Origin of the sequence: Bacillus capparidis (genome assembly GCF_017832095.1) — a bacterium.
Lineage (GTDB): Bacteria > Bacillota > Bacilli > Bacillales > Bacillaceae > Bacillus > Bacillus gobiensis.
In genome coordinates, this window is sequence record NZ_JAFDST010000004.1 from 97,083 (window position 1) to 119,097 (window position 22,015).

The 22,015-nt window shown below is 40.5% G+C and carries 16 protein-coding genes; 4 read left to right on the forward strand and 12 right to left on the reverse strand.

What is annotated here, in order from left to right:
- Nucleotides 1-265: 265 nt before the first annotated feature.
- Entirely contained in the window at nucleotides 266-4,582 is a 4,317-nt protein-coding gene (locus tag JOC74_RS16190) for a bifunctional 2',3'-cyclic-nucleotide 2'-phosphodiesterase/3'-nucleotidase (protein WP_211086224.1), read from the forward strand.
- Nucleotides 4,583-4,605: 23 nt separating this feature from the next.
- Here the strand turns inward: JOC74_RS16190 and JOC74_RS16195 are convergent, their stop codons facing one another.
- The 7 genes from JOC74_RS16195 to JOC74_RS16225 form a co-directional block, all read right to left on the reverse strand.
- Entirely contained in the window at nucleotides 4,606-5,520 is a 915-nt protein-coding gene (locus JOC74_RS16195; protein ID WP_053601883.1) for an alpha/beta hydrolase, read from the reverse strand.
- Nucleotides 5,521-5,919: 399 nt separating this feature from the next.
- Nucleotides 5,920-6,285 carry a DUF2500 domain-containing protein gene (locus JOC74_RS16200; RefSeq protein ID WP_225970304.1) on the reverse strand — a complete coding sequence of 122 codons (366 nt, stop codon included), beginning with the start codon at nucleotides 6,283-6,285 and terminating at the stop codon, nucleotides 5,920-5,922.
- Nucleotides 6,286-6,416: 131 nt separating this feature from the next.
- Nucleotides 6,417-7,133, reverse strand: a complete 717-nt coding sequence (gene treR / locus JOC74_RS16205; protein ID WP_053601881.1) for a trehalose operon repressor — start codon at nucleotides 7,131-7,133, stop codon at nucleotides 6,417-6,419.
- Complete coding sequence (treC, locus tag JOC74_RS16210) at nucleotides 7,120-8,838, reverse strand: alpha,alpha-phosphotrehalase (protein WP_053601880.1); 1,719 nt, start codon at nucleotides 8,836-8,838, stop codon at nucleotides 7,120-7,122. Before treC ends, treR begins: the two co-directional genes overlap by 14 nt.
- Before the next feature lie 23 nt (nucleotides 8,839-8,861).
- Nucleotides 8,862-10,292 carry a PTS system trehalose-specific EIIBC component gene (gene treP, locus JOC74_RS16215; protein WP_053601879.1) on the reverse strand — a complete coding sequence of 477 codons (1,431 nt, stop codon included), beginning with the start codon at nucleotides 10,290-10,292 and terminating at the stop codon, nucleotides 8,862-8,864.
- Nucleotides 10,293-10,448: 156 nt separating this feature from the next.
- The gene (locus tag JOC74_RS16220) at nucleotides 10,449-11,753 is read right to left on the reverse strand and encodes an FAD-binding domain-containing protein (protein ID WP_053601878.1); all 1,305 of its coding nucleotides are present in this window, start codon (nucleotides 11,751-11,753) and stop codon (nucleotides 10,449-10,451) included.
- A 62-nt stretch (nucleotides 11,754-11,815) separates the two neighbouring features.
- Complete coding sequence (locus tag JOC74_RS16225; protein ID WP_053601877.1) at nucleotides 11,816-12,190, reverse strand: DnaJ family domain-containing protein; 375 nt, start codon at nucleotides 12,188-12,190, stop codon at nucleotides 11,816-11,818.
- 196 nt (nucleotides 12,191-12,386) lie between these two features.
- Here JOC74_RS16225 and ltaS point away from each other — a divergent pair, with 196 nt between their 5' ends.
- The 3 genes from ltaS to bamE all read left to right on the forward strand — a co-directional run bounded on the left by ltaS (nucleotide 12,387) and on the right by bamE (nucleotide 15,630).
- Nucleotides 12,387-14,327, forward strand: coding sequence for a lipoteichoic acid synthase (gene ltaS, locus JOC74_RS16230; protein WP_053601876.1), 1,941 nt, complete (start codon nucleotides 12,387-12,389; stop codon nucleotides 14,325-14,327).
- Nucleotides 14,328-14,601: 274 nt separating this feature from the next.
- Nucleotides 14,602-14,838 carry a hypothetical protein gene (locus JOC74_RS16235; protein WP_211086225.1) on the forward strand — a complete coding sequence of 79 codons (237 nt, stop codon included), beginning with the start codon at nucleotides 14,602-14,604 and terminating at the stop codon, nucleotides 14,836-14,838.
- A gap of 234 nt (nucleotides 14,839-15,072) precedes the next feature.
- Complete coding sequence (gene bamE, locus JOC74_RS16240; protein ID WP_053605923.1) at nucleotides 15,073-15,630, forward strand: outer membrane protein assembly factor BamE domain-containing protein; 558 nt, start codon at nucleotides 15,073-15,075, stop codon at nucleotides 15,628-15,630.
- A gap of 48 nt (nucleotides 15,631-15,678) precedes the next feature.
- On the opposite strand, the gene JOC74_RS16245 is transcribed toward bamE, so the two are convergent.
- The 5 genes from JOC74_RS16245 to nagE form a co-directional block, all read right to left on the reverse strand.
- On the reverse strand, nucleotides 15,679-16,986 hold the full coding sequence (locus tag JOC74_RS16245) for a CitMHS family transporter (protein ID WP_053605922.1): 1,308 nt from the start codon (nucleotides 16,984-16,986) through the stop codon (nucleotides 15,679-15,681).
- Between the two features lie 232 nt (nucleotides 16,987-17,218).
- Nucleotides 17,219-18,178, reverse strand: a complete 960-nt coding sequence (locus JOC74_RS16250; protein ID WP_053605921.1) for a tripartite tricarboxylate transporter substrate-binding protein — start codon at nucleotides 18,176-18,178, stop codon at nucleotides 17,219-17,221.
- A gap of 20 nt (nucleotides 18,179-18,198) precedes the next feature.
- Complete coding sequence (locus JOC74_RS16255) at nucleotides 18,199-18,870, reverse strand: response regulator (RefSeq protein WP_053605920.1); 672 nt, start codon at nucleotides 18,868-18,870, stop codon at nucleotides 18,199-18,201.
- Nucleotides 18,848-20,464: an ATP-binding protein gene (locus tag JOC74_RS16260; protein WP_053606228.1), complete on the reverse strand. Its 1,617-nt coding sequence runs from the start codon at nucleotides 20,462-20,464 to the stop codon at nucleotides 18,848-18,850. The genes JOC74_RS16255 and JOC74_RS16260 overlap by 23 nt, the downstream gene beginning before the upstream one ends.
- Nucleotides 20,465-20,617: 153 nt before the next feature.
- On the reverse strand, nucleotides 20,618-21,985 hold the full coding sequence (gene nagE / locus JOC74_RS16265) for an N-acetylglucosamine-specific PTS transporter subunit IIBC (RefSeq protein WP_053605919.1): 1,368 nt from the start codon (nucleotides 21,983-21,985) through the stop codon (nucleotides 20,618-20,620).
- Nucleotides 21,986-22,015: the final 30 nt, after the last annotated feature.

A 22,015-nucleotide genomic window follows, 5' to 3' on the forward strand; every position in this document is an offset into this window, starting at 1 on the left:
AGTTCTTTGTCTAGTTGAAAATTTCCCTAACTTTTTTAAATTAAACATTCTAGAAAACAATCGTCCCATAAAAAATAAAATCGACAAGTCCAAATACCTATTATAACGAACGAAATTCCCTATCTTTCTCCAAAAAACGGCACATTGTCAATTCATATGACAAGGTTTTTTCATTTTTTACAAGTTTTTTATAAAAATAACTTTAATTGTTTACAAAATATTTTTAAAATAATACTGTGTGACAATTTGGAAAGGTGGGAAAATAGTGGGGAAAACGAAAGGCCATTTTGGTTGGCGAAAAGTACTACATATCATTGTAAGCTTTGCACTAATTGCTAGTTTCTTTCTTCCGGGAATCGCTTCAGTTCATGCAGAAGAAAACGCTGGTAATAGCCCTGAAATCGATATGCAAATTTTGGGGACGTCGGATATTCACTCGTACATTATGGATTACGATTATTACAGTGACAAAGCCATTACTTCTTCCGGTCTTGCAAGAACGGCGGAGCTGATTGCCCAGCACAGAGCGCAAAACGCAAACACGCTGCTTGTCGACAATGGAGATCTCATCCAGGGAAATCCGCTTGGAGAGTATGCCGTAAAGAAAATGTCCGAGGACATTAAGAACGGCTCTGTCGTTCATCCAATTATCGATGTAATGAACAAATTAAACTATGACGCTGGAACTCTAGGAAACCATGAGTTTAACTACGGCCTGGACTTCCTTGAAGGTACACTTAAAGGAGCAAAGTATCCTATCGTAAATGCAAACGTCCTAACAATGGACGGCAAGCATAAGTACGAGCCGTACAAAATTGTCGAAAAAACGTTTAAGGATAAAAGCGGAAACGAGCAAAAAGTTAAGGTTGGCTATACAGGCTTCGTTCCTCCCCAAATCTTAACCTGGGACAAGCAGAACCTCCAAGGGAAAGTACAAGCTGAAGACATTAAAAAAGCTGCTGAGAAAGTTGTTCCGGAAATGAAGGCGAAAGGCGCAGACATTATCGTTGCCCTTGCACATACAGGAATTGAAAAAACAGAACAACCTGAGGGCTCGGAAAACATGGTGTTCGATCTCTCGAAGGTCGACGGCATTGACGCCATTGTTTCCGGTCACCAACACGGGAGATACCCGGATCCGAAGTTTAACGGAGTAAACGGATTTGATGTAAATAAAGGAACGATCAACGGAGTCCCTGTGGTTATGCCGAAAAACTGGGGCAGCCACCTTGGTGTTATTGATCTTAAACTAAAAAAATCTGACAATAAATGGACGGTTGCTGATTCCTCTGCGAAAATCGAGGCAATCACAGGTGTTACGACAAGCAATAAAACCGTAACAGATGCGATTTCTGATACACATAATAAAACACTTGAATATGTAAGGACACCTGTCGGAAAAACAGAAGCCGACATTAACAGCTTCTTTGCCCAAGTCAAAGACGATCCATCGATTCAAATCGTAACAGATGCACAAAAATGGTTTGCTGAAAAAGAAATGAAGGACACACAATATAAAGACTTGCCTGTCCTGTCAGCAGGAGCACCGTTTAAAGCCGGCGGACGCAACGGCGCTGATTATTATACAAACATTAAAGCCGGAAATCTTGCCATTAAAAACGTGGGTGACCTTTATCTTTACGATAATACAGTATATGTTGTAAAGCTAAAGGGATCTGAGGTTAAGCAATGGCTGGAAGCTTCAGCAAAGCAGTTTAACCAAATCGATCCGAACAGCCCAAATGAACAGGCATTAATCAATCCGGATTTTCCATCCTACAACTTTGATGTCATCGATGGCGTGACTTATCAAATTGACGTCACAAAGCCGGTAGGCGAAAGAATCACCAACTTAAAATACAACGAAAAAGCGGTTGATCCAAATCAGGAATTTTTAATCGCAACGAACAACTATCGCGCGTCCGGAGGAGCAAACTTCCCGTTCTTAACAAGCGATAAAATAGTTTTATCAACGGCGACTGAAAATCGTCAAGTATTGATTGATTACATTACTGAAAAAGGAACATTAAACCCTGCTGCCGACAACAACTGGTCAATTGCACCTATCAAAGGGGCAAATGTTACATTCGAATCTTCCTTAATGGCCAAAGAGTTTGCCGATAAAGCAGACGACGTAGATTTTGTCAAAAACTCAGAAACTAGCGGACTTGGAGTCTATAAGCTGAATTCTGACGGTGCAACTACGCCGCCGGAAGAGGACGATACGTGGGATTTGACAGTCATGCATACGAACGATACGCATGCCCATGTTAATAATGCGGCACGCCGTTTGACAAAGGTAAATGACGTACGCTCACAAGCTGAGAACAGCATTCTTCTTGACGCCGGCGATGTGTTCTCGGGAGATCTTTATTTTACAAAATGGAACGGCCTTGCTGATCTGAAGTTTATGAATATGATGGGCTATGATGCTATGACGTTCGGTAACCATGAATTTGATAAAGGCCCGAAAGTATTAAGCCAATTCATTAAAGGCGATTCATCTGTGGTGGATCCAAACAACACGTACGGGTTTGAAGCTCCTACGTTCCCGTTTGTTTCTGCGAACGTTGATGTATCAAAGGATCCAGACCTTAAAGGATTCCTAAGAGAGCCTGCCACGCTTACTGCAGGTGAAAAGAAAGATCCTGGAATTTACCCTTACATTCTTCTTGATGTAAATGGTGAAAAAGTAGCTGTATTTGGTTTAACAACTGAAGATACTGCATCTATTTCAAGCCCTGGTCCAACAATCAAATTTAACGAAGCCACAGCAGCAGCTGAAAAAACAGTAAAAGAAATTCAAGATAATGAAAAAATCAATAAGATCATTGCCCTTTCTCACCTTGGCTACGAACGTGATCTTGAGCTGGCTGAAAAAGTGAAAGGCATTGACTTAATTGTCGGCGGCCATACTCACACGAAGGTAGAAGAGCTTAAAGTCGTTGAAAACGAAGAACCAACTGTCGTTGTCCAAGCAAACGAATGGGGAAAATTCCTCGGAACAGTCGACGTTGCTTTTGATAAAAACGGTGTCGTAAAAACGGATCAATCCGACATGGAATTACTCCCAATTGACGAAAATGTTCCTGAAGATACTGAAGCTAAAGGTGAACTTGATGAGCTTAAAACTGCTCTGAGTAATTTAAAAGCAGAAACTGTCGGAAAAACAGATGTAGCCCTAGACGGTGAGCGCAATCACGTACGCCGCAAAGAAACAAATTTAGGAAACTTAATTGCTGACGGTATGCTGGACAAAGCAAAAGCAAATGGCGGCGCTGACTTAGTCATTACAAACGGCGGCGGAATTCGCGCCAGCATTGATAAAGGGGATATCAGCCTTGGTGAAGTACTGACCGTTATGCCATTTGGCAATACGCTTTCTGTCGTAGAGCTTACAGGTGCACAGGTCAAGGAAGCTCTCGAACATGGAATAAGTTCATTACAGCCTGGATCGACTGATCTGAAAGGAATGTTCCCTCAAGTAGCAGGTGCAAGCTTCACCTATACATTAAGCAAAGAGCCTGGCCAGCGTTTACTTGATGTACAAGTAAAAGATAAGAATGGAAACTTGATACCAATCGATGAAAAGAAAACTTATAAAGTGGCAACCCTTAGCTTCATGGCAAGCGGCGGAGACGGCTATAGCGTCTTTACTGAAGGAAAAGAAACACCGCTTGGTTTTTCCGATTACGAAGTTTTTGTTGAGAAGCTTCAAAAAGGAACTGTTGCTCCTGAAGTAGAAGGCAGAATTAACGAAGTGCTTATTCCTAAGAAGACTGACGGGGTTTGGACATTTGATGATGCTGCCTTTGAAGATTACGTGAAAAACGCAAATGATGTAATCTTTGATTTAACAGGTACAGAAAAAGACAAAAATATTGAATTAAAGCTGACTGCTGATCAAGTGAAGCTTTTGAAAGAATATCAGAAATTCTTCACGATCAGAAATGATTTAATCGGCATGGAGGTTCCGGTTTCTGAACTGAGAGACGAAGAAGCCTTGATCAAGATCGGTATGACCGAGCCAATCGATGAAGCAATAACAAATGTTTATGATTTCTCAATTACCCAAGGGAAAGACACAATCTCTGAGTTTAGTGAGCCAGTTGGTCTTTTCTTCCGCATTGATCCAAACAAAGCTACCGAGCCTTCTATCTATTTTGTTAATCGAGAAAAGGAAGAGCTGACTGAAATTGAATCAATGTATGAAGAAGACGTTGTTTACGGATATGTCGATCACTTAAGCGAATATGCGGTATTTAATAAACCTGATGATTCTGAGCAGCCAGTAGATAACGAACCTAATGATCCGGGTGATGGAAATGACCCAGGAAAAGATAACGATCCAGGGAATGGAAATAAACCTGGTGACGATAACGATTCTGACAATGATAACACCCCTGGTAACGACGACAATTTAGGCGATGATAATTCAGACAACTCATCAGATAATGGAAACCAGCTTCCAAGTACTGCAACAACAATGTACACTATGCTTGCGATTGGTATAACTGTGTTACTGCTGGGCGCTGTCATGTATTTCTATCAACGTAGACAGGCCAAAACAAAAGAGCTGTAAAAAGAACTTAACCCTTGCTGAACTCAGCAAGGGTTTTCTATGTTATTATTCAAAAAGTCTTTTATGGATTGATAATACAATTCAGGATTCAGACTAAACCCTTTTACATGGCCAGCTCCTTCAACCATGATCAGCTTCTTGACTCCCTCAGCTTTTTCATACAATTTTTTTGCCATTTCAGCCGGAATCAGCTTGTCTTTCGTCCCATGAAAAATTAACAGCGGCGTATTGACCTTCTCCAGATACTTGATAGGCGAAACATCCTCAATTCCCCATCCGTACCGCTTCTTAATCAGGCGGCTCGTCAGACGGACAAACAAAGGTATAGGCAGCCTGGTCACTGATTTTATTTGAAATTTGCACAGTTCTGAGAGATCGCTAAAGGAAGAATCTGCGATGCAAAACTTAATCCGGCTATCCTGCCTGATACACTGAACAGCTGAAGCAGCTCCCAACGATTCTCCTAAAATGCCGATGATGGCTCCACCTTCTAGCTTTACTTCAAGCACATCTACCCATTTTGATAAGTCATCCTTTTCATAGTACCCATAGGAAATATGTTTTCCCCCGCTTAAGCCGTGGCAGCAAAGGTCACAGAGCAAAACATTGTAGCCAAGACTATGAAAAAGCCTCACATACTTATAGCTTCCAAACAAAGACCATCTGATGCCATGGGCGACGATGACTGCCTTATTGCTGTTCTCGACTGGAAAATACATCGCATGGAGCTGATAACCATGAGTGGAGTACACAAACAGCTCCTCTTTCTTTATTGTATTGAACACCCCTTTACTAATTTCTCCTTTGGCCACACCTGCCAAAAAGGTTTTTTCATAAGCTGTACTTTTAGGCAATACAAATAGGAAGCTGACAATTATACTGGCTGAAATAAACAGGATGGAAATCCCCACGCCCATTAATAAAAATCCAACCCACATGTGATCACCTTCATCATAATGTTTCTATATTTTATTCTCAGATCACCGGGGTGTGATTGGATTCTGGAAATTCCACCTTGCTATTGATCCCGCATTAACGGTCAGTAAGACCCCCCACCTCGAAAGACTTAGTTCACACTCTCAGAAGTCTGCCTGCCCGTAAAAGCTAGGATTGTTTCAGTGGAGGACGGGCAAAAACCCCCTACTGATTGAAGGTTCACTTTATTCGAAAGTGATTTATACTTAATTGCACAGTTCCAGAGTTTAAATGCACAATGCTTGCTAGTATTGCACAGTTCTATGCCATAATTGCACAGATGCCTGCTAGAATTGCACAGTTTTATGACTTATTTGCACAGAACCCGTCTCGATTTGCACAATTCTAGATTAGTTACTTGCTTATCGATCTCTCTCAAAATGCAAAAATCTAGTCCCCTGAAATGAAAGAGAGCCTGAATCGTCTTCCGCAAGTTCGGCATACTGTTGTGCCTTTACTTGAAGCTCCATCCTATCCCCGCTCTCCACTTCAAATGTGGCATAGTTATAAGATCTTGAGGAAGAATCACCAGAGCCGCCGTGTACTTCTGTCCTCTTTCCTGTCACTTTAGCTCGTACAGTTAACTTAGGCTGCTGATTGTTGTGATTCCATGTGGAAATTCCTTTAACAGCAGTAAAAATTATGATTCCAAAAACACAAATAACCCCAATAACAACGATAGTAAATACAATGTTGAATATACTATCCTGGAAATAAAAATCAGACACCAACTGCATCTCTCCCGTGTTCTCTTACTCTATTTACGTTTTACCTGAAAAAAAGTTTCATTCGGAGTATAGCGCTATATGTGTAATCCCGCCAAAACAAAAAAAGCAGCCTATCACTAGAGCTGCTTTTCTCATCTTCCCCGTCTGGCAAAATCTACGAATCTGAATTTATCCAGCCTGTGTCTGCTTTCCGTATATTGAAATAATGTCGCATCTTCTAAAAAAACAAAATTCCGTACGACTACAATATGATCGAAGCCATTACGATCTAAATATTTTTCATCTTCATCCGTGCAAGCTTCGACGACAAATTCTTTCTGAGCAAAGCCGATTTTCATTCCAAGCTCATCTTCAATGTATTCGTAAATCGAGTTTTCACATATTTCCTGTGTCAGCATTGGGACACATTTACGGTAAATATAATCCTTGTCCAGAATAACATGCTCGCCGTTTATTTCTCTGGATCGTATAATGCGCCAAATTTCATCGTCCGGCTCTGCCTTCAGCTGCTTACAAAGATACGGATCCGGATGAATTAATCCGAATTCGTGTACCTTTGTGCATGTTCGTCTTCCAAGGGTTTTGCTCAGCTCTTTAAAACTAACAAGGCCCGAGACAGGAAATCTCATTTTCTCTACATTTAAAACGACCGATCCTTTGCCTCTGATCTTTTGAATGTATCCATTTTGCGCCAACAGATTGAGAGCTTTTCTTACCGTTTCTCTAGATGTTTCATATTGAAGCGAAAGCTCATTCTCAGAAGGCAGAATATCCTCTGCCTTCACAATCCCTTGATCAATTTTTTTCGCAAGCTCTTGATAGATTGAATCGTATTTATTTGTTGTCATCTTTCGCACCTTGTACTTTTAAATGGAAAATGACACTTTCGTATGGCTTTAGCTGAAAGGACGAGAATGGCTTCGGTTCTTCTTTATAGTTTGATAGCAATACATTCGCTTCATAGCTGCCCTCATCCAAATGCTCCGGCCAAGCAAAGTCCGCTTCTGTTTCGTAGAAGTTATTGATGACGAGGAGCTTTTCATTTTCACTATTTCTGAGATAAGCAAAAATATTCGGGCTTTCTTCTAAAATCAGCTCATAATCACCTTCAGTGATAATTTCGTATTCTTTTCTCAGCTCATTGAGCGCTTTGTAATGGTAAAACACACTGTCTTTGTCAGCCAATGCTTGCTCCACGTTGATTTCCCGATACTTTTCTGCCAGGGGAATCCACGGAGTACCCGTTGTAAATCCGGAATTTTCTTCTGCATTCCATTGAACAGGAGTCCGCGAATTGTCCCGTGATTTTTGTTTGAGAATCTCAATAATTTCGTTTTCTGCCATTCCTCTTTCTTTTAAAATCCTGTGGACGTTTCGTGACTCCACATCCCGGTAAGAGGTAATTTCTTCAAAGCCGGGATTGGTCATGCCAATCTCTTCCCCTTGGTAAATGTACGGCGTCCCTTGCATCATATGAATCGTTGTGGCGAGCATTTTTGCCGATTCACGATGGTATTTCCCGTCATTTCCATAGCGCGAAACGACTCTCGGCTGATCGTGATTGCACCAAAACAACGCATTCCATCCACCGCCTTTATTCATCTCAACCTGCCATGTTGACAGAATTCTCTTTAATAGAGAGAAATCAAAGTCCGCTGTGACCCATTTTTCTCCGTTTGGATAGTCTACCTTTAAATGATGAAAATTAAAGGTCATATCTAGTTCCTGGCTCTTAGGATTTGAGTATTTCACACAATCTTTTATTGTTGTCGATGACATTTCGCCTACGGTCATGCTTTCATATTTTGAGAAAACCTCGCGATTCATTTCATGGATATACTCATGGGCTCTTGGGCCATCTGTGTAAAATCTTCGGCCGTCTCCAGGAGGGATTGAGCCATCATCATCCGGAAAGGTCTGATTCTTGCTAATTAGATTGATAACATCGAGCCTAAAGCCGTCGACTCCTTTTTGAAACCAAAAATGCATCATCTCGTATAGCTTTTTCCTCAGCTCCTCATTTTCCCAATTGAGATCGGCCTGAGTCACGTCAAATAGATGTAAATAATACTCTCCTGATTCTTTATCTAGCTTCCATGCGCTTCCCCCGAATTTGGATTGCCAATTGTTCGGTTCAGTTCCATCTGATTTCGGCTCCTTCCAAATATAGAAGTCCCGGAAAGGGCTTTCTTTTGAGGAGAGAGCGCTCTTAAACCATTCATGCTCCGTTGACGTATGGTTGATTACAATATCCATAATCACCTTGATCCCGCGGTTATGTGCTTCATCTAGCAGTCTCTCGAAATCCTCCATTGAGCCGTATTCCTCTTGAATCGAGAAATAGTCACTGATGTCATAGCCATTATCGTTCTGCGGAGATTGATAGATTGGTGTGAGCCAAATGACATCTACGGAAAGCTCTTTTAAATAATCCAGTTTTTCAATAATTCCTTGTATATCTCCAACACCGTTTCCTGTCGTGTCGTTAAAGCTTTTTGGATAAATTTGATAAACGACTGATTTTTTCCACCAAGGCTGCTGATTTGTTTTCATACAAGCACCACCATTAGACAAATTTATGAAAGGGACTGATCTCTTGTCCCATATTTCACGTCTTTTTTCTTCATTTTAGCAAAAAGCAACGTACTGACGAAAGGAAGAACCAAAACGATCAGCATACCTATCGCAAACGGAAGCCAATACTCCCTTAAAATCGAGAAAATCCCAGGAATCCCGCCTACACCGACTGTTCCAAGCACCCCCTGGCTTGAAATATACATTCCAGCTATGGAAGATGAAGCCATCGCGATGATAAATGGAAAGCGATGCCTGATATTGACCCCGAATATGGCCGGCTCAGTAATTCCGAGATACGCAGAAATTCCCGAAGTAAGTGAGAGCCCTTTTTGCTTTTGATCCTTTACGATAAACATCATTGCAAGTGCAGCCGACCCTTGGGCAATATTAGATAATGCTAACATCGGCCAAAGGAATGTGCCCCCTAAAGCGCTTCCTTGCAGCTGCAAATCCACGGCAAGAAATGTATGATGCATTCCTGTCACAACAAGCAGGGCATAAAAACCGCCGTAAAGTAATCCCCCAAGCCATGAGGCATGATCAAAAATGCCTACCAAACCATCTGTTAAAGCGTTTCCAATTGCAAATGTTAACGGTCCGATCACGATAAATGAAAGAAATCCAATGACCAAAAGTGCAATTGGCGCAACAAGCAAAAGCTGGATGCTTTCCGGAATTTTTTTGTTTAAAAACTGCTCAAACCTGGCTAACAAATAGGACGCAACCAGAATCGGAAGCACCTGCCCCTGGTAGCCGATCTGTTGAATTTCTAGGCCAAACAGGTTCCAGGTCGGAATTTCTACTTTCCCGAAATCCCATGCGTTAATGAGAGCTGGATTAACCAAAATCAATCCTAAAACAATACCGAGCAGCGGATTTCCGCCAAATCGTTTCACTGCTGACCAGCCGATTAATGCCGGCAAAAACCCAAATGAGGTATTGGCGATCAGACTTACCATGGTGGTAAAATCTGCCCACGCAGGATACACTTCAATAACTGGACGGCTGAAGAATATTCCTTTACTTGTTAATAAATTATTAATCCCTAGGAGCAGACCCGCTGCAACAATTGCCGGCAAAATAGGTATAAAAATATCAGCAAGCGTTTTCACGGCACGCTGCAAAGGATTTAAATTTTGCTCAGATGCCTTTTTCACGTCATCTTTGGACGCTTCGCCTACCCCGGTTTCTTTCACTAATTCAGCATATACTTTATTGACTGTCCCTTGGCCGATAACGACTTGAAATTGCCCATTCGTTGAAAATGATCCCTTGACGACATCGATTTGATCGAGCGCCTCTTGATCCACCTTTCCCTCATCCTTTAATGCTAGACGAAGTCTGGTGACACAATGGGTTGCTGCTGCTATGTTGTCTTTTCCACCGATCGCTTTCACAATCTGAATGGATGACTGTTTGACATCACTCATATGACTACCCCCGTAATCGTTTTCATTTCTCGCTGTCCCCTTGTATATACAAGTTATACTTTTATACTACTCTTGTATATACAAGTAGTCAAGAGAAAAATTATAGCGCTTCCAAAAAAATAATACCCTAATGCTGATTTTCATTAGGGTACTCGTTTAATAAATATCAAATTTCATTTGCCCTGTCGGAGATTCTTCTTGTTTCGTTTCATCGTTCGACACCAGCCCTTTTAGCACGTTTGCAGTATTACGATTCGCTTTTTCAATATCGACAAACGGCGCTGGATAATTTAATTGGAAGAATCCCGGATACTTCCAAGGCTCGTGAATATATTTTTGCGGCAGATGATTTAATTCCGGTACGTATCTCTTAATAAATTCTCCGTTCGGATCTTCCTTCCGCCCTGTTTTCACAGCATGGGGAATACTCTGCTTTCCTGATTCCCCTGCGGCTTTTCGTATCATAGTGTAATGGACTTCTGGCCTGTAATCTATCAAAAGCTTGGCCAAATCAAGTGCTGGCCTCCTCCAATCCCACAGCATCGTGCAGCAAAGAAACGAAACGATCATTTCCTTGAAAGAATTCTCCATCATCCCGGTTTTTCTAGCGCACCTCATTGCTGCATCAATAATGGGTATTCCAGTTCGCCCAAGGAACCACCTTTCGTAATATGCCTCTTCTGTTTTCTTTCTCACTGGATCAAGGTCTGTTTGATTGGACAATAAAGAAGGAACGTCTTGTTCAACTAAGGATTTGGCGTATAACTTCATTAGAGAACGGATTTTTGGTTGATTCTCGACTTCCTTAATGATCTGTCGTATGGACAGGTTTCCCCACGCTAAATAGGCGGACAAGCTATCGAGGTTAATATTTGGCAGCATTTCATGCGCCTTGTCCTCTCCGCCAACCTGTCCGTATGAAACCGGCTCTCCTTTTACGTGAAATGAATAGAGCGGTTCAATCGAAGTGAAGAATTCCTTCGGTTCATACCCAGGACAGGTGATCCTTTCCGAAGGTTCAAGCGGATCCTTACTGATGTACTCCTTCCACATTTGATTAAACCTGTGACTTTGCCCATCAAATTGCGTAATTTCATAAAACGGAAGTTCATGCGCTTCCATCCATTCTCTCACCAACTGATTTCTTTCTTCCGCTTCATATGTTTCATTTTCTTTATGAGTAAAAAGCTGAAATGGTCCGTAAAATTCATAAATCAAACGAAGTGCTTCATCCATTTCCCCGATAAAGAATAATAAGTGTCCGCCCCTTTCTTCCCATTCCTTTTGCAGCTCTTTCAAGCTTTCCAGGACAAATCGAAAATGCCGGATACTTAGATCCGGCTTTCTCCATATTGAAGGTTCTGCCACATAAATCGGCAAAACCTGCCCAGTCCGTGAAGCAAATTGTAAAGCTTCATGGTCTCTTATACGCAAATCCCGTTTATACCAAAGTACGTTCATTTGATCACTCCGAGAAAAGGTTTTCATAAAAAAAACTGTTCAAACCAATGAACAGCACGATTTTACCATCCCAGCTTCTTATTTACCCTGTTTTTATAAAATGATGAAGCAGGTGAGCCGAACGTATTCTTCTTTTTGGTAATCTGATCCAATCGAAGCTGTTTCTCACTTTTTAATTGGTTAAGCTTCTCCCGTTCACTTTCGTCATAGCATTTCGCGATAAGATCATCGATGGTCATCATTTCTTTTTTTAATGCACCTTCGTCTTCGATCATTCCAGCATTTTTCATCATCCTGTATCCCATCCGCAAATGCTCCGGCACATGCGAAAGATCATCAAGCTTTAACGGTTTTCCCATACCTTGAATATTTTTGAATTCCCCATTTTTAATGGCTTCTTTTATTTTGTTCTCTGCAATAATATGTGAAATATCCATCCCCTGTCATCCTCCATTCCACATGTTTAACTTCATTATAGCAAGTAAGCTGAAAATTAAAAACCTTTTCACTTTATTACATTTTTTATATTAAAATATCATTTTACCATTCTGCTTTGCTAATTGGATATTTTATGCTATATTATTAGACGATCATTTTTCATGCATTTTGTTCTGTGAAAAAGGAGCGTATATTATGAAAACGTTTTTACAAAGAAATGGTCTTAGATTGTTTGCAGCAGCCACAATTCTTTTATGGATAAAAACATATGCAGCTTATTTAATAGAGTTTAAATTAGGGATTTCAAATGTCATTCAAGTGATATTGTTATTTATCAATCCGCTTAGCTCCAGCCTGTTTTTTCTGGGATTCGCCCTATTATTTAAGCGGAGGGGACGTAAAATAGCACTCATTGGCATTCATTTTTTAATGTCTTCATTATTATATGCCAATATCGTTTACTATCGATTCTTTAATGATTTTATTACAGTCCCTACCCTTATGCAGGCAAAAGTTAACGGCGGCCAATTGGGCGACAGTGTGTTTTCTTTAATGAGTCCATTTGATATTTTTTATTTCGCGGACACTATCTTACTCATAATCCTTGCGATGAAATTGAGAAAAGCAGATGAAAAAGCGGAGAAAAAACCTTTCAAAGTAATAATGGCAGCATCAATCGTCGTTTTTCTTTTGAATCTAGGTGCTGCTGAAATTGACCGTCCTGAGCTTTTGTCACGTACGTTTGACCGTAATTATTTGGTTAAATACCTTGGTGCTTATAATTTTACGGTATATGACATCATCCAAAATACTAAATCAAACAGTCAGAGAGTTTTTGCAAATTCCAATGATATTACAGAAGTGGAAAACTACATGAAAGCCACTTATGACGAGCCGAATCCGGACTATTTCGGCAAAGCAAAAGGGATGAATGTCGTCTATATTTCATTAGAATCCCTGCAAGATTTTATCATCAACTATAAAATAGATGGGAAAGAAGTGACTCCGTTTCTAAACTCTCTTGTGAATGAAGATAGTGAGACCCTTTATTTTGACCATTTTTACCATCAAACGGGACAAGGCAAAACGTCAGATGCCGAATTTATGATGGACAACTCATTGTATCCATTATCACAAGGCTCTGTGTTTGTAAATAATGCCCAAAACACATATCAGTCAGCACCCGCCATCTTAAAGCAAGACGGTTACACTTCCGCAGCTTTCCATGGCAATTACAAAACCTTTTGGAATCGCAATGAAATGTTTAAAGCGATTGGTTATGACAAGTTTTTTGATGCAGACTATTATGATATGAGCGAAGGCAAGACGAAAAATTACGGTATGAAGGATAAGCCTTTCTTTAAAGAGAGCATGCCTCTATTGACAGGATTGAAGCAGCCGTTTTATTCGAAATTCATTACCCTATCTAACCATTTTCCGTTTCAAATGGATTCAGGGGATACGGAATTTCCTGCAGGCAATTTTGACGATGCCGTCGTCGACAACTACTTTCAATCTGCCCACTACATGGATGAGGCGATTGAACAATTCTTTACTGATTTAAAGAAATCTGGTCTTTACGATAATACAGTCATCGTAATGTATGGGGATCACTATGGAATTTCAGAAAATCATAATAAAGCTTTGGAGAAAGTTACCGGAAAAGAAATGACGGATTACAACAATGCTGATATGCAGCAGGTTCCGCTCTTTATCCATGTTCCTGGTATCGAAGGGAAGACTGTGAGCAAATACAGCGGTGACGTTGATGTGGCTCCTACCCTTCTTCACCTGTTAGGCAAGGATACGAAAAATTATCTGATGTCTGGTTCTGACATTCTTTCTAAGGAGCACCGGGAAGTGATTCCTTTCAGAAACGGAGATTTTGTTTCACCTGAATATTACAAGATTGATGGAAATTGCTACGCAGCTCCAAGCGGAGAACCAGCAGTTGACAGCACTAAGTGCGAAAATTATTCAGAGCAAGCAAAAAAAGAGCTTGAAGTGTCAGATCAGATTGTGAACAGCGACCTTCTACGCTTTTACAATCCACCGGGCTTCAAGAAAATCAATCCTGCAGAATATGACTATACTCATCCAGATAAAAAAAATGAAGAACAACAGACAAAAAAATGATCAGAAAAGAATTCCAACTGGCCAAAAAGGTAATCGCCTTTTTGGCTGGTTTTTTGTGTTTGTGGGTTTTTTCCTGTTACTTTTGTTAAACTGGCGATCCATTGGGTTTCGACGATCTTGAGCTAGTTTTGTATGTATGACCTTTTGATCTTGGTACCGTTATGGGGTGATTTTTTCGATTTATAAGCGATCTTGGGCTGCTTATGCACGGTCTTTTCGGTTTATGAGCGATCTTGGGCTCGTTATGCGCGATCTTTCCGATTTATGAGCGATCTTGGACTCGTTATGCACGATCTTGCCGATTTATGAGCGATCTTGTACCGTTATGCGCGATCTTGTACCGTTATGCGCGATCTTTCCGATTTATGAGCGATCTTGTACCGTTATGCGCGATCTTGTACCGTTATGCGCGATCTTTCCGATTTATGAGCGATCTTGGGCTCGTTATGCGCGATCTTTCCGATTTATGAGCGATCTTGGGCTCGTTATGCGCGATCTTTCCGATTTATGAGCGATCTTGGACTCGTTATGCATGATCTTTCCAATTTATAAGCGATCTTGGTACCGTTATGCGCGATCTTTCCGATTTATAAGCGATCTTAGTTCCGTTATGCGCGATCTTTCCGATTTATAAGCGATTTTGGGGTAAGCCGCAATGATTGAAGAAAGTTGTCTATTTTCGACGAATGCTACTTATGATAAGCTGAATATTCAGGTATCAGTCATGTAGGGAGTGGATTAAAAATTGAAATCTAAAGAAAATCTATTGTGGGGTTTACTTTGTGTATACGGTATTCTATACGTTTTATTATATATGGGCTACTACCTCATAATTAACATTCTGCATTCTTCTTACAGTGTCATTAGTACAACAGCCATTATATTGCCTTTCGTTTTTTTGCTGCTATTTCTTTTGATTTTATGGAAATATACTGAAATAAGAAAGGCTAAATTTCTGGCCATGACCGCGATTGGTATAATTCCGCCGCTGTATTGTGCAATTATTTTAGGGGTTAACGAATATAGATCAAATTTCACTGTCGAAAAATGGGTAGATCACGAGAATGAAAGAGTATATATGATTGATGATTTTTTTAATACATATGACCTAATAGGTATGGAAAAAGACGAAGTCAATTCGCTATTGGGAAAGCCAACTGTAACAGAGTATTTTAAAGAAGATGATAATATTGTTTATTACCTTGGAGATGAGCGGGGGCTGATTAGGATAGATAGTGAGTGGTTAGTCTTGCGGTTCAACGATGAAGAGCAGGTTGTGAATTATGAGATACGAACGGACTAATATTATTGAAAAAGGACCAAAACAGGTCCTTTTTCAACAGGGCTCTAATTAAAAAGTAATTACGCCTGTAAGCAGCGCGATCGCAATCATTACAAAACAAGAACCTAATGCCCATTTAAATATGAACTTTTGATGGTCCCCGAACTCGACACCTGCCATACCAACAAGTAAATAGGCAGAAGCCATTAAAGGACTCATTGCATGGACTGGCTGGCCCAAAATGGATGCACGGGCAATTTCTGCTGGATCTACGCCATAAGCTTCTGCAGTTTGCGCCAAAATCGGCAGGACACCGTAATAGTAAGGATCATTTGCCATGAAATACGTAAATGGAATACTCGTGACTGCTGTAATCACTGCAAAATATGAGCCTAGTGACTCAGGAATAATGGCAACTAAACTGTTCGCCATTTCATCAACCATTTCTGTTCCGGATAATATGCCTGTGAAAATCCCGGAAGCAAACACTAAGCCTACAACAGCCAGAACGTTTCCTGCATGATTAGATATTCTCTCCTTCTGGTCATCCAATTTAGGATAATTAATCATGAGGGCGATGACAAAGGCGATCATGAATAAAATAGGCAGCGGCAATACTGACGTAATTAAGCAAACGAGTAATGAAACTGTTAACAATAAATTTATCCATAAAAGCTTGGGTCGCTTGAAGCTTTCCGTTTCTAAAGCTGCACTTTGCTGACTTATTGTTAGTTTATCCTCCTCTGAATATTGAATCTCGGCAACTCCTATTCTTTTACGCTCTTTTTTTCCAAGAATATATGCTGTAAATAGCGTCCATAATGCTCCGCCAGCCATTACAGGAATAAGCGGTGTAAATACATCCGCAACATCAAGCTGCAGTGCGCTTACTGCTCTTGCAGTCGGCCCTCCCCATGGTGTCATGTTCATAAAGCCAAATGACAGCATCGCTATACATGTTAAAATAAGCGGATTCATTCCTAATCGTTGATAAAGCGGCAGCATAGCTGATACCGTAATCATATAGGTTGTCGTTCCATCCCCATCAAGTGCTACCATCATGGAAAGGAGTGCTGTACCGATTACAATTTTTAATGGATCTCCCTTTACTACAGCTAAAATTTTGCCCACAAGAGGGTCAAACAACCCAGCATCAATCATTATCCCAAAGTAGAGAATGGCGAACATTAACATCACACCAGTCGGAGCAACCTGCTTTACGCCTTCTAACATCATTTCACCGATACCAGGTCCAAATCCGCCGAATAATGCAAACAAGATCGGAATCACAATTAACGCTACCAGGGCGGACATCCGCTTTGAAATAATTAAATACATAAATACGATGATCATTGAAAAACCTAAAAACGCTAACACAATGATTTCCCTCCCCTTTTTAGAAGCTTTAATATATGACATATTCTGGTGTAATTAATTCTTGTTGAATGCGCTTTCAAAAAGTTCTAAAGCTGCTAATCCTTTGCTTCTTTTCATCTTACGAGAGGGGGGCATTCAAGTAAATATTATTTAATTTAAATGATTTAAGATTTATAAATGCATTTTGTTCTTTTTGTTCAATTTCGAAAAATCGCTGCATCGATGCCGGCAATTACGGTGTGCCTTCAATTTCCCTGTGATAATACTTGTTCTGCTCTTTGAGAAAATCCTTAGATTCCCAACTGTTTTTATAAAAGGGCTCCCAGTTGTTTTTTTGCAAGAGTTTCTCCCACTCTTCTTTTTTCACCATTTTGTTCATCACGTCGTCCCAAAACATAATCTCTTCTTTGGTCATTTTGTCAGATCCCATGATTCCTCTCCAATGTGCAAAGACAAAATCAATTCCTTCCTCCCTCCAGGTTGGAACGTCTGGGAGGCTTTCTATTCGTTTTTCCGATGTAGTAACCAGAATTTCGATATGATTGGCTTTAAAGTGTGCCAGCGCTTCGTTCACTGATCCAGACGCCACGTCGATTTCATCATTGGCCAAAGCATCGAATAAATCATTGCCGTTGTTATATTGTAAAAACTGCAGTTTATCAGTAGAAATCCCGGCCTTTTCTACTGCTTTGACAAAAGACAGCTGGTCATCATTTCCGATGGAGGGTGCAAATCCTATCTTAAGCTGTCCTGGATTTATTTTCAGAACTGAAATTAAATCAGCTGCAGACTTCAGCTTCGAATCTTTAGGCACAGCGGTTACATGCCACTCTTTTGTGAGAATTGCCAGAGGATGGAACTCATCATATCGGACGGTGCCTTTTCCTAACAGATTATTACTTAAAAGCAAGCTGGAATTTAAACTAATAACATGTCCATTTCGTTTCTGAAGATACTTCCACCCTTCATCTTCTCCGGTTATGTACTTGATTTGAATTGGTTTTTTAAAAAAATGATTGGAGTCGATTACGGTTTTCATCGCACGTGCTGTCATATCCCAGCTGCCTCCTGGCTCAGCCGGAACAACAATTTCCATCGGTGAATTAGAGAACGGAAGCTGAAAGGACGGCATTTGGCTGCCGCCGATGAAAATGAATCCTATGAAAAACATTGATGTCCATATTTTTTTCATCGTGATCCCCCTGTTCTTCTTTAGGAAAGATAGTATCTTCGTTCCGGTCTGCCGATAATGCCGTATTCCAGCTCTGCTTTTGCTTCTCCTAAACTGACAAGATACTCCACATACCTTCTTGATGTGGTTCTTGAAACACCCATTTTTTCTCCGATTTCCTCTGCTGTAATGCCCTCTTCAGTACCCTTTAGAACACGCTTTACCTTTTCAAGTGTGATTGAATTAATCCCCGTAGGCAAATAAGATTTTCTCTCTTCTTGATTTTGGGTACCAAAATACAAATCAAGATCGGCTTGATTGATATCGGTTTTTGAATCTATAAACTGCTTTTTTTTCTTATATTCTCCCATCACTTGGGCGAATTTTTCAGATGATACAGGTTTTATTAAATAATGGAAAACCCCTGAGCGCAGTGCATCCTTTAATAAAGCTGTTTCTGTTGCTGCGGTGATCACAATAACATCTGTTTTCGGATAGTCTTTGCGAATGTCTGGAAGAATCTTCGTCCCTAATTCATCCGGCATATACAGATCCAACAGAAGCAAATCAACCTTGAAACGAGAGAGAAGTTCAATCGTTTCTTTTGCATTAAGCGCTTTTCCTTTAAGAGCGAACCCCTCCATTTGGCTCAGGTACTTCTCATGAATAGCTGCAATGCGAAAATCATCCTCAGCTATGACCACGTTGAGCATTCAAAATCCCCCTATTTCTTTCTTTCGGTAAATAAACAGTAAAAACCGCGCCTCCGTTTTTTAAGTTGGAATATTCAATAAATCCTTTAAGCTCTTCTACAACTTCCTTCACATTGGCAAGGCCATACCCTCTTTTTTCCCCTTTAGTTGAAAATCCTTTTTTAAAAATGTCATCGTCGTGCCTCTCCGAAAACCCTTGTCCACTGTCAGACACTTCAATAATAATATCTCTGCCGATATCCGTAATAAAAAAAGAAACTTCTCGTGTCTCTGAAAGGCGTACTGCCTCTATTGCGTTATCAATCAAGTTCCCGATGATTGTGATAAAAGGTGAAATTCCTAAATGCTCCGGCAAAGACTCTAGATAGCTATTTTCATCGATCAGTAGATGGACCTTTTTTTCAGAGGCTTTCCCTAGCTTACCGAGCAAAATAGCTTGGATTTTTTGCGAATGAATATTCTGCAATAAAAAATCATGCTGCTTTATTTGGAAAGCGTATTCATTTTTTATTAACTCAATAGCTTCATCGTATTCTCCGAGCTCGAGAAGTCCCAGAATAACATACAGCTTATTTGAAAATTCATGGGTCTGCGCTCTTAGGTCTTCCGAATATTTACTGACCTCCGTCAGTGTGTCAATCAGTTTTTTTAATTCTGTCTTCTCTCGAAAACTTACAACGACCCCATGGATTTTATTTTTGTCTTGAATCAGCTTCGAATTTAAGATGAACGTCTTTTCACGATAACGAACCTCTTCATTCGATTTTGACTTCCCTTGCAAAATTACTGAGGTCAAGCCTGCATCTGGCATAATATTGTCTATGTGCTGGTGGATCGGTGCCTCATTTAATTCGAGCAATTCTTCTGCAGAAGTATTTGTCATTGTAATCGTCCCAGAGGTATCAATAGCCAGAATGCCTTCTTTAATTGCTTGAAGAATGGCATTTCTTTCATAAAACAGGGAGGCGATTTGCTGCGGCTCTAAGCCGAATGTATCCTTCCTTATGTTTCTTGCCAGCACAATTGCACCCATCGCACCGATCAAAAGCACGATTACTGCCAAGTATCCAAGAGTTGTCAGATGACGGATGATGCTTTTATTGATTTGAGACTTTGAAATATCTACATATACTCCGCCAACGACTTGATTGTAATTTTCATACTCTATGATAATTGGAGCACTTCCCCTGATCATAGTGTGATTTTCATTAGAAGCTTCAGCTACAGTTGAAGCACCAAACACCACAGTTTTACTTAGCTCCTTGTCATTGATACTGGCTGCTTTTTCCTCGGCATTCTCATTTACGCTTGCAAAAACAATCTGTTCTCGATCGGTTATGTAGATTGCACTTGCATCAACCTGTGTCATAATCTGCGTGATGTCGGCATCGAGATTATCCAATGAATCATCTGCTTTAAATGACAGTTTGAGAGGCGTCATATATGAAATCGTTTTCGCAGTTTGCAACGCCAATTGCTCCGCCTGCTTTTGTCTATCCTTTGATTGAAGGTAGGCAAAAATCGATGTGAGCAGTGTAATGACGACAAGAAGCAGTACGATAACCAGGAGCATGATTTTTTTTTGAAGCGTCATCTTTTTTGTCTGCACGTTAACCGCTTCCCTTCCATCCCAAGCAGCTGCCTTCTATTATCATATCATGTTTAGGAAGCTTTGAAATTGCGAAAAAAGGCTTACCCTAAGTAGAGTAAGCTCTCTTCATTTTGATTCATCGCTCTTTGCCAAATCTCATTTGATTGATTTTTTCAATTCTTCAGCGGCAAACTCTACATTGGTACCGATAATTACCTGAAGCGAATTTCTTCCCGTTCGTACAGTTCCTTTGGATCCGGCTTGTTTAAGGAGCGATTCATTGACCATTGTTAAATCATGAAGTGTCAGGCGTAATCTGGTCGCACAGTAATCAATTGTTTCTATATTTTCCGCTCCTCCGAGGCCGGTAAGAAGAATGTTTTCACCAGCGACTGCGGCGGCAGCTTCATTTTGAGACAATACCTCGTCTTCTACTGCATCATCTTCCCGTCCTGGAGTTTTTAAATCCATGGCCTTAATTAGGAAGTAGAACACGACAAAGTAAACCACTCCGTAAATGAGACCAACTAAAAGCAATAGTATCGGCTTTTCGGATATGCCGAAGTTTAATAGGTAATCAATTCCTCCGGCTGAAAACGTAAAACCGCTTCGTATATCCAATACATTCACGATAAAGAGAGAAAGTCCGGTTAATATGGCATGAATAAAGTAGAGAAAAGGGGATAAAAACATAAAAGTAAATTCAATGGGTTCGGTTATGCCCGTAATAAAAGAGGTTAAGGCAAGACCTAACAAAAAGCCGGCTGTTGCCTTTCGTTTTTCAGTTTTGGCCGTTATAATCATCGCCAAGCATGCACCTGGCAGACCAAACATCATGACTGGGAAAAAGCCCGTCATAAAGGTTCCGGCAGAAGGGTCATTAGCAAAGAAACGTGAAAGGTCGCCGGTCACACCGTTATATTCACCAAATTGAAACCAAAAGATATTATTTAAAACATGGTGCAAGCCAAGCGGAATTAATAATCGGTTAAAAAAGCCAAACAGGCCGGCACCGACTGGTCCCAGGCTCAAAATCCAATTTCCTAAACCATCGATGGCGCTTTGAATAGGCGGCCAGATATAGCCGAATATTCCAGCCAAAATGATCATTGTAAAAGCAGTCAAAATAGGAACAAGCCTCCGCCCGCTGAAAAAACCTAAATAATCGGGAAGCTTCGTATCTTTAAATCGATTATAAAGAAAGCCGGCAACGACGCCTGAGAGGATGCCTCCAAGAACAGCCATGTTGTTTGCTTCATTGATTGTAGTTATCCCAGCCGTCAAAATAAAGTAGCCAATTGCTCCCGACAGCGCGGCGGCACCATTTCCATCCTTTGATAGCCCAAAAGCGATTCCAATCGCAAAAATGAGCGGCAAATTCCCCAAAATGGCATTACCCGCTTGAAAAATAAAAGGGATATTGAACACATCCTCGCGCCCGAGCGATAATATGATCCCCGCAGCAGGTAAAACAGCAACAGGCAGCATAAATGACTTTCCTAATCTTTGAAGAAATTGAAGCATAATCTTTCCCCACTTTCCTTTTATTTTCAA

Coding starts and splice junctions, on each gene's coding strand:
- ltaS (WP_053601876.1), top strand. CDS start 12,387: ATGAAAACGTTTTTACAAAGAAATGGTCTTAGATTGTTTGCAGCAGCC.
- JOC74_RS16250 (WP_053605921.1), bottom strand. CDS start 18,178: ATGAAAAAAATATGGACATCAATGTTTTTCATAGGATTCATTTTCATC.
- nagE (WP_053605919.1), bottom strand. CDS start 21,985: ATGCTTCAATTTCTTCAAAGATTAGGAAAGTCATTTATGCTGCCTGTT.
- JOC74_RS16225 (WP_053601877.1), bottom strand. CDS start 12,190: ATGGATATTTCACATATTATTGCAGAGAACAAAATAAAAGAAGCCATT.
- JOC74_RS16255 (WP_053605920.1), bottom strand. CDS start 18,870: ATGCTCAACGTGGTCATAGCTGAGGATGATTTTCGCATTGCAGCTATT.
- treC (WP_053601880.1), bottom strand. CDS start 8,838: ATGAAAACAAATCAGCAGCCTTGGTGGAAAAAATCAGTCGTTTATCAA.
- treP (WP_053601879.1), bottom strand. CDS start 10,292: ATGAGTGATGTCAAACAGTCATCCATTCAGATTGTGAAAGCGATCGGT.
- treR (WP_053601881.1), bottom strand. CDS start 7,133: ATGACAACAAATAAATACGATTCAATCTATCAAGAGCTTGCGAAAAAA.
- JOC74_RS16220 (WP_053601878.1), bottom strand. CDS start 11,753: ATGAACGTACTTTGGTATAAACGGGATTTGCGTATAAGAGACCATGAA.
- JOC74_RS16195 (WP_053601883.1), bottom strand. CDS start 5,520: ATGTGGGTTGGATTTTTATTAATGGGCGTGGGGATTTCCATCCTGTTT.
- JOC74_RS16260 (WP_053606228.1), bottom strand. CDS start 20,464: ATGACGCTTCAAAAAAAAATCATGCTCCTGGTTATCGTACTGCTTCTT.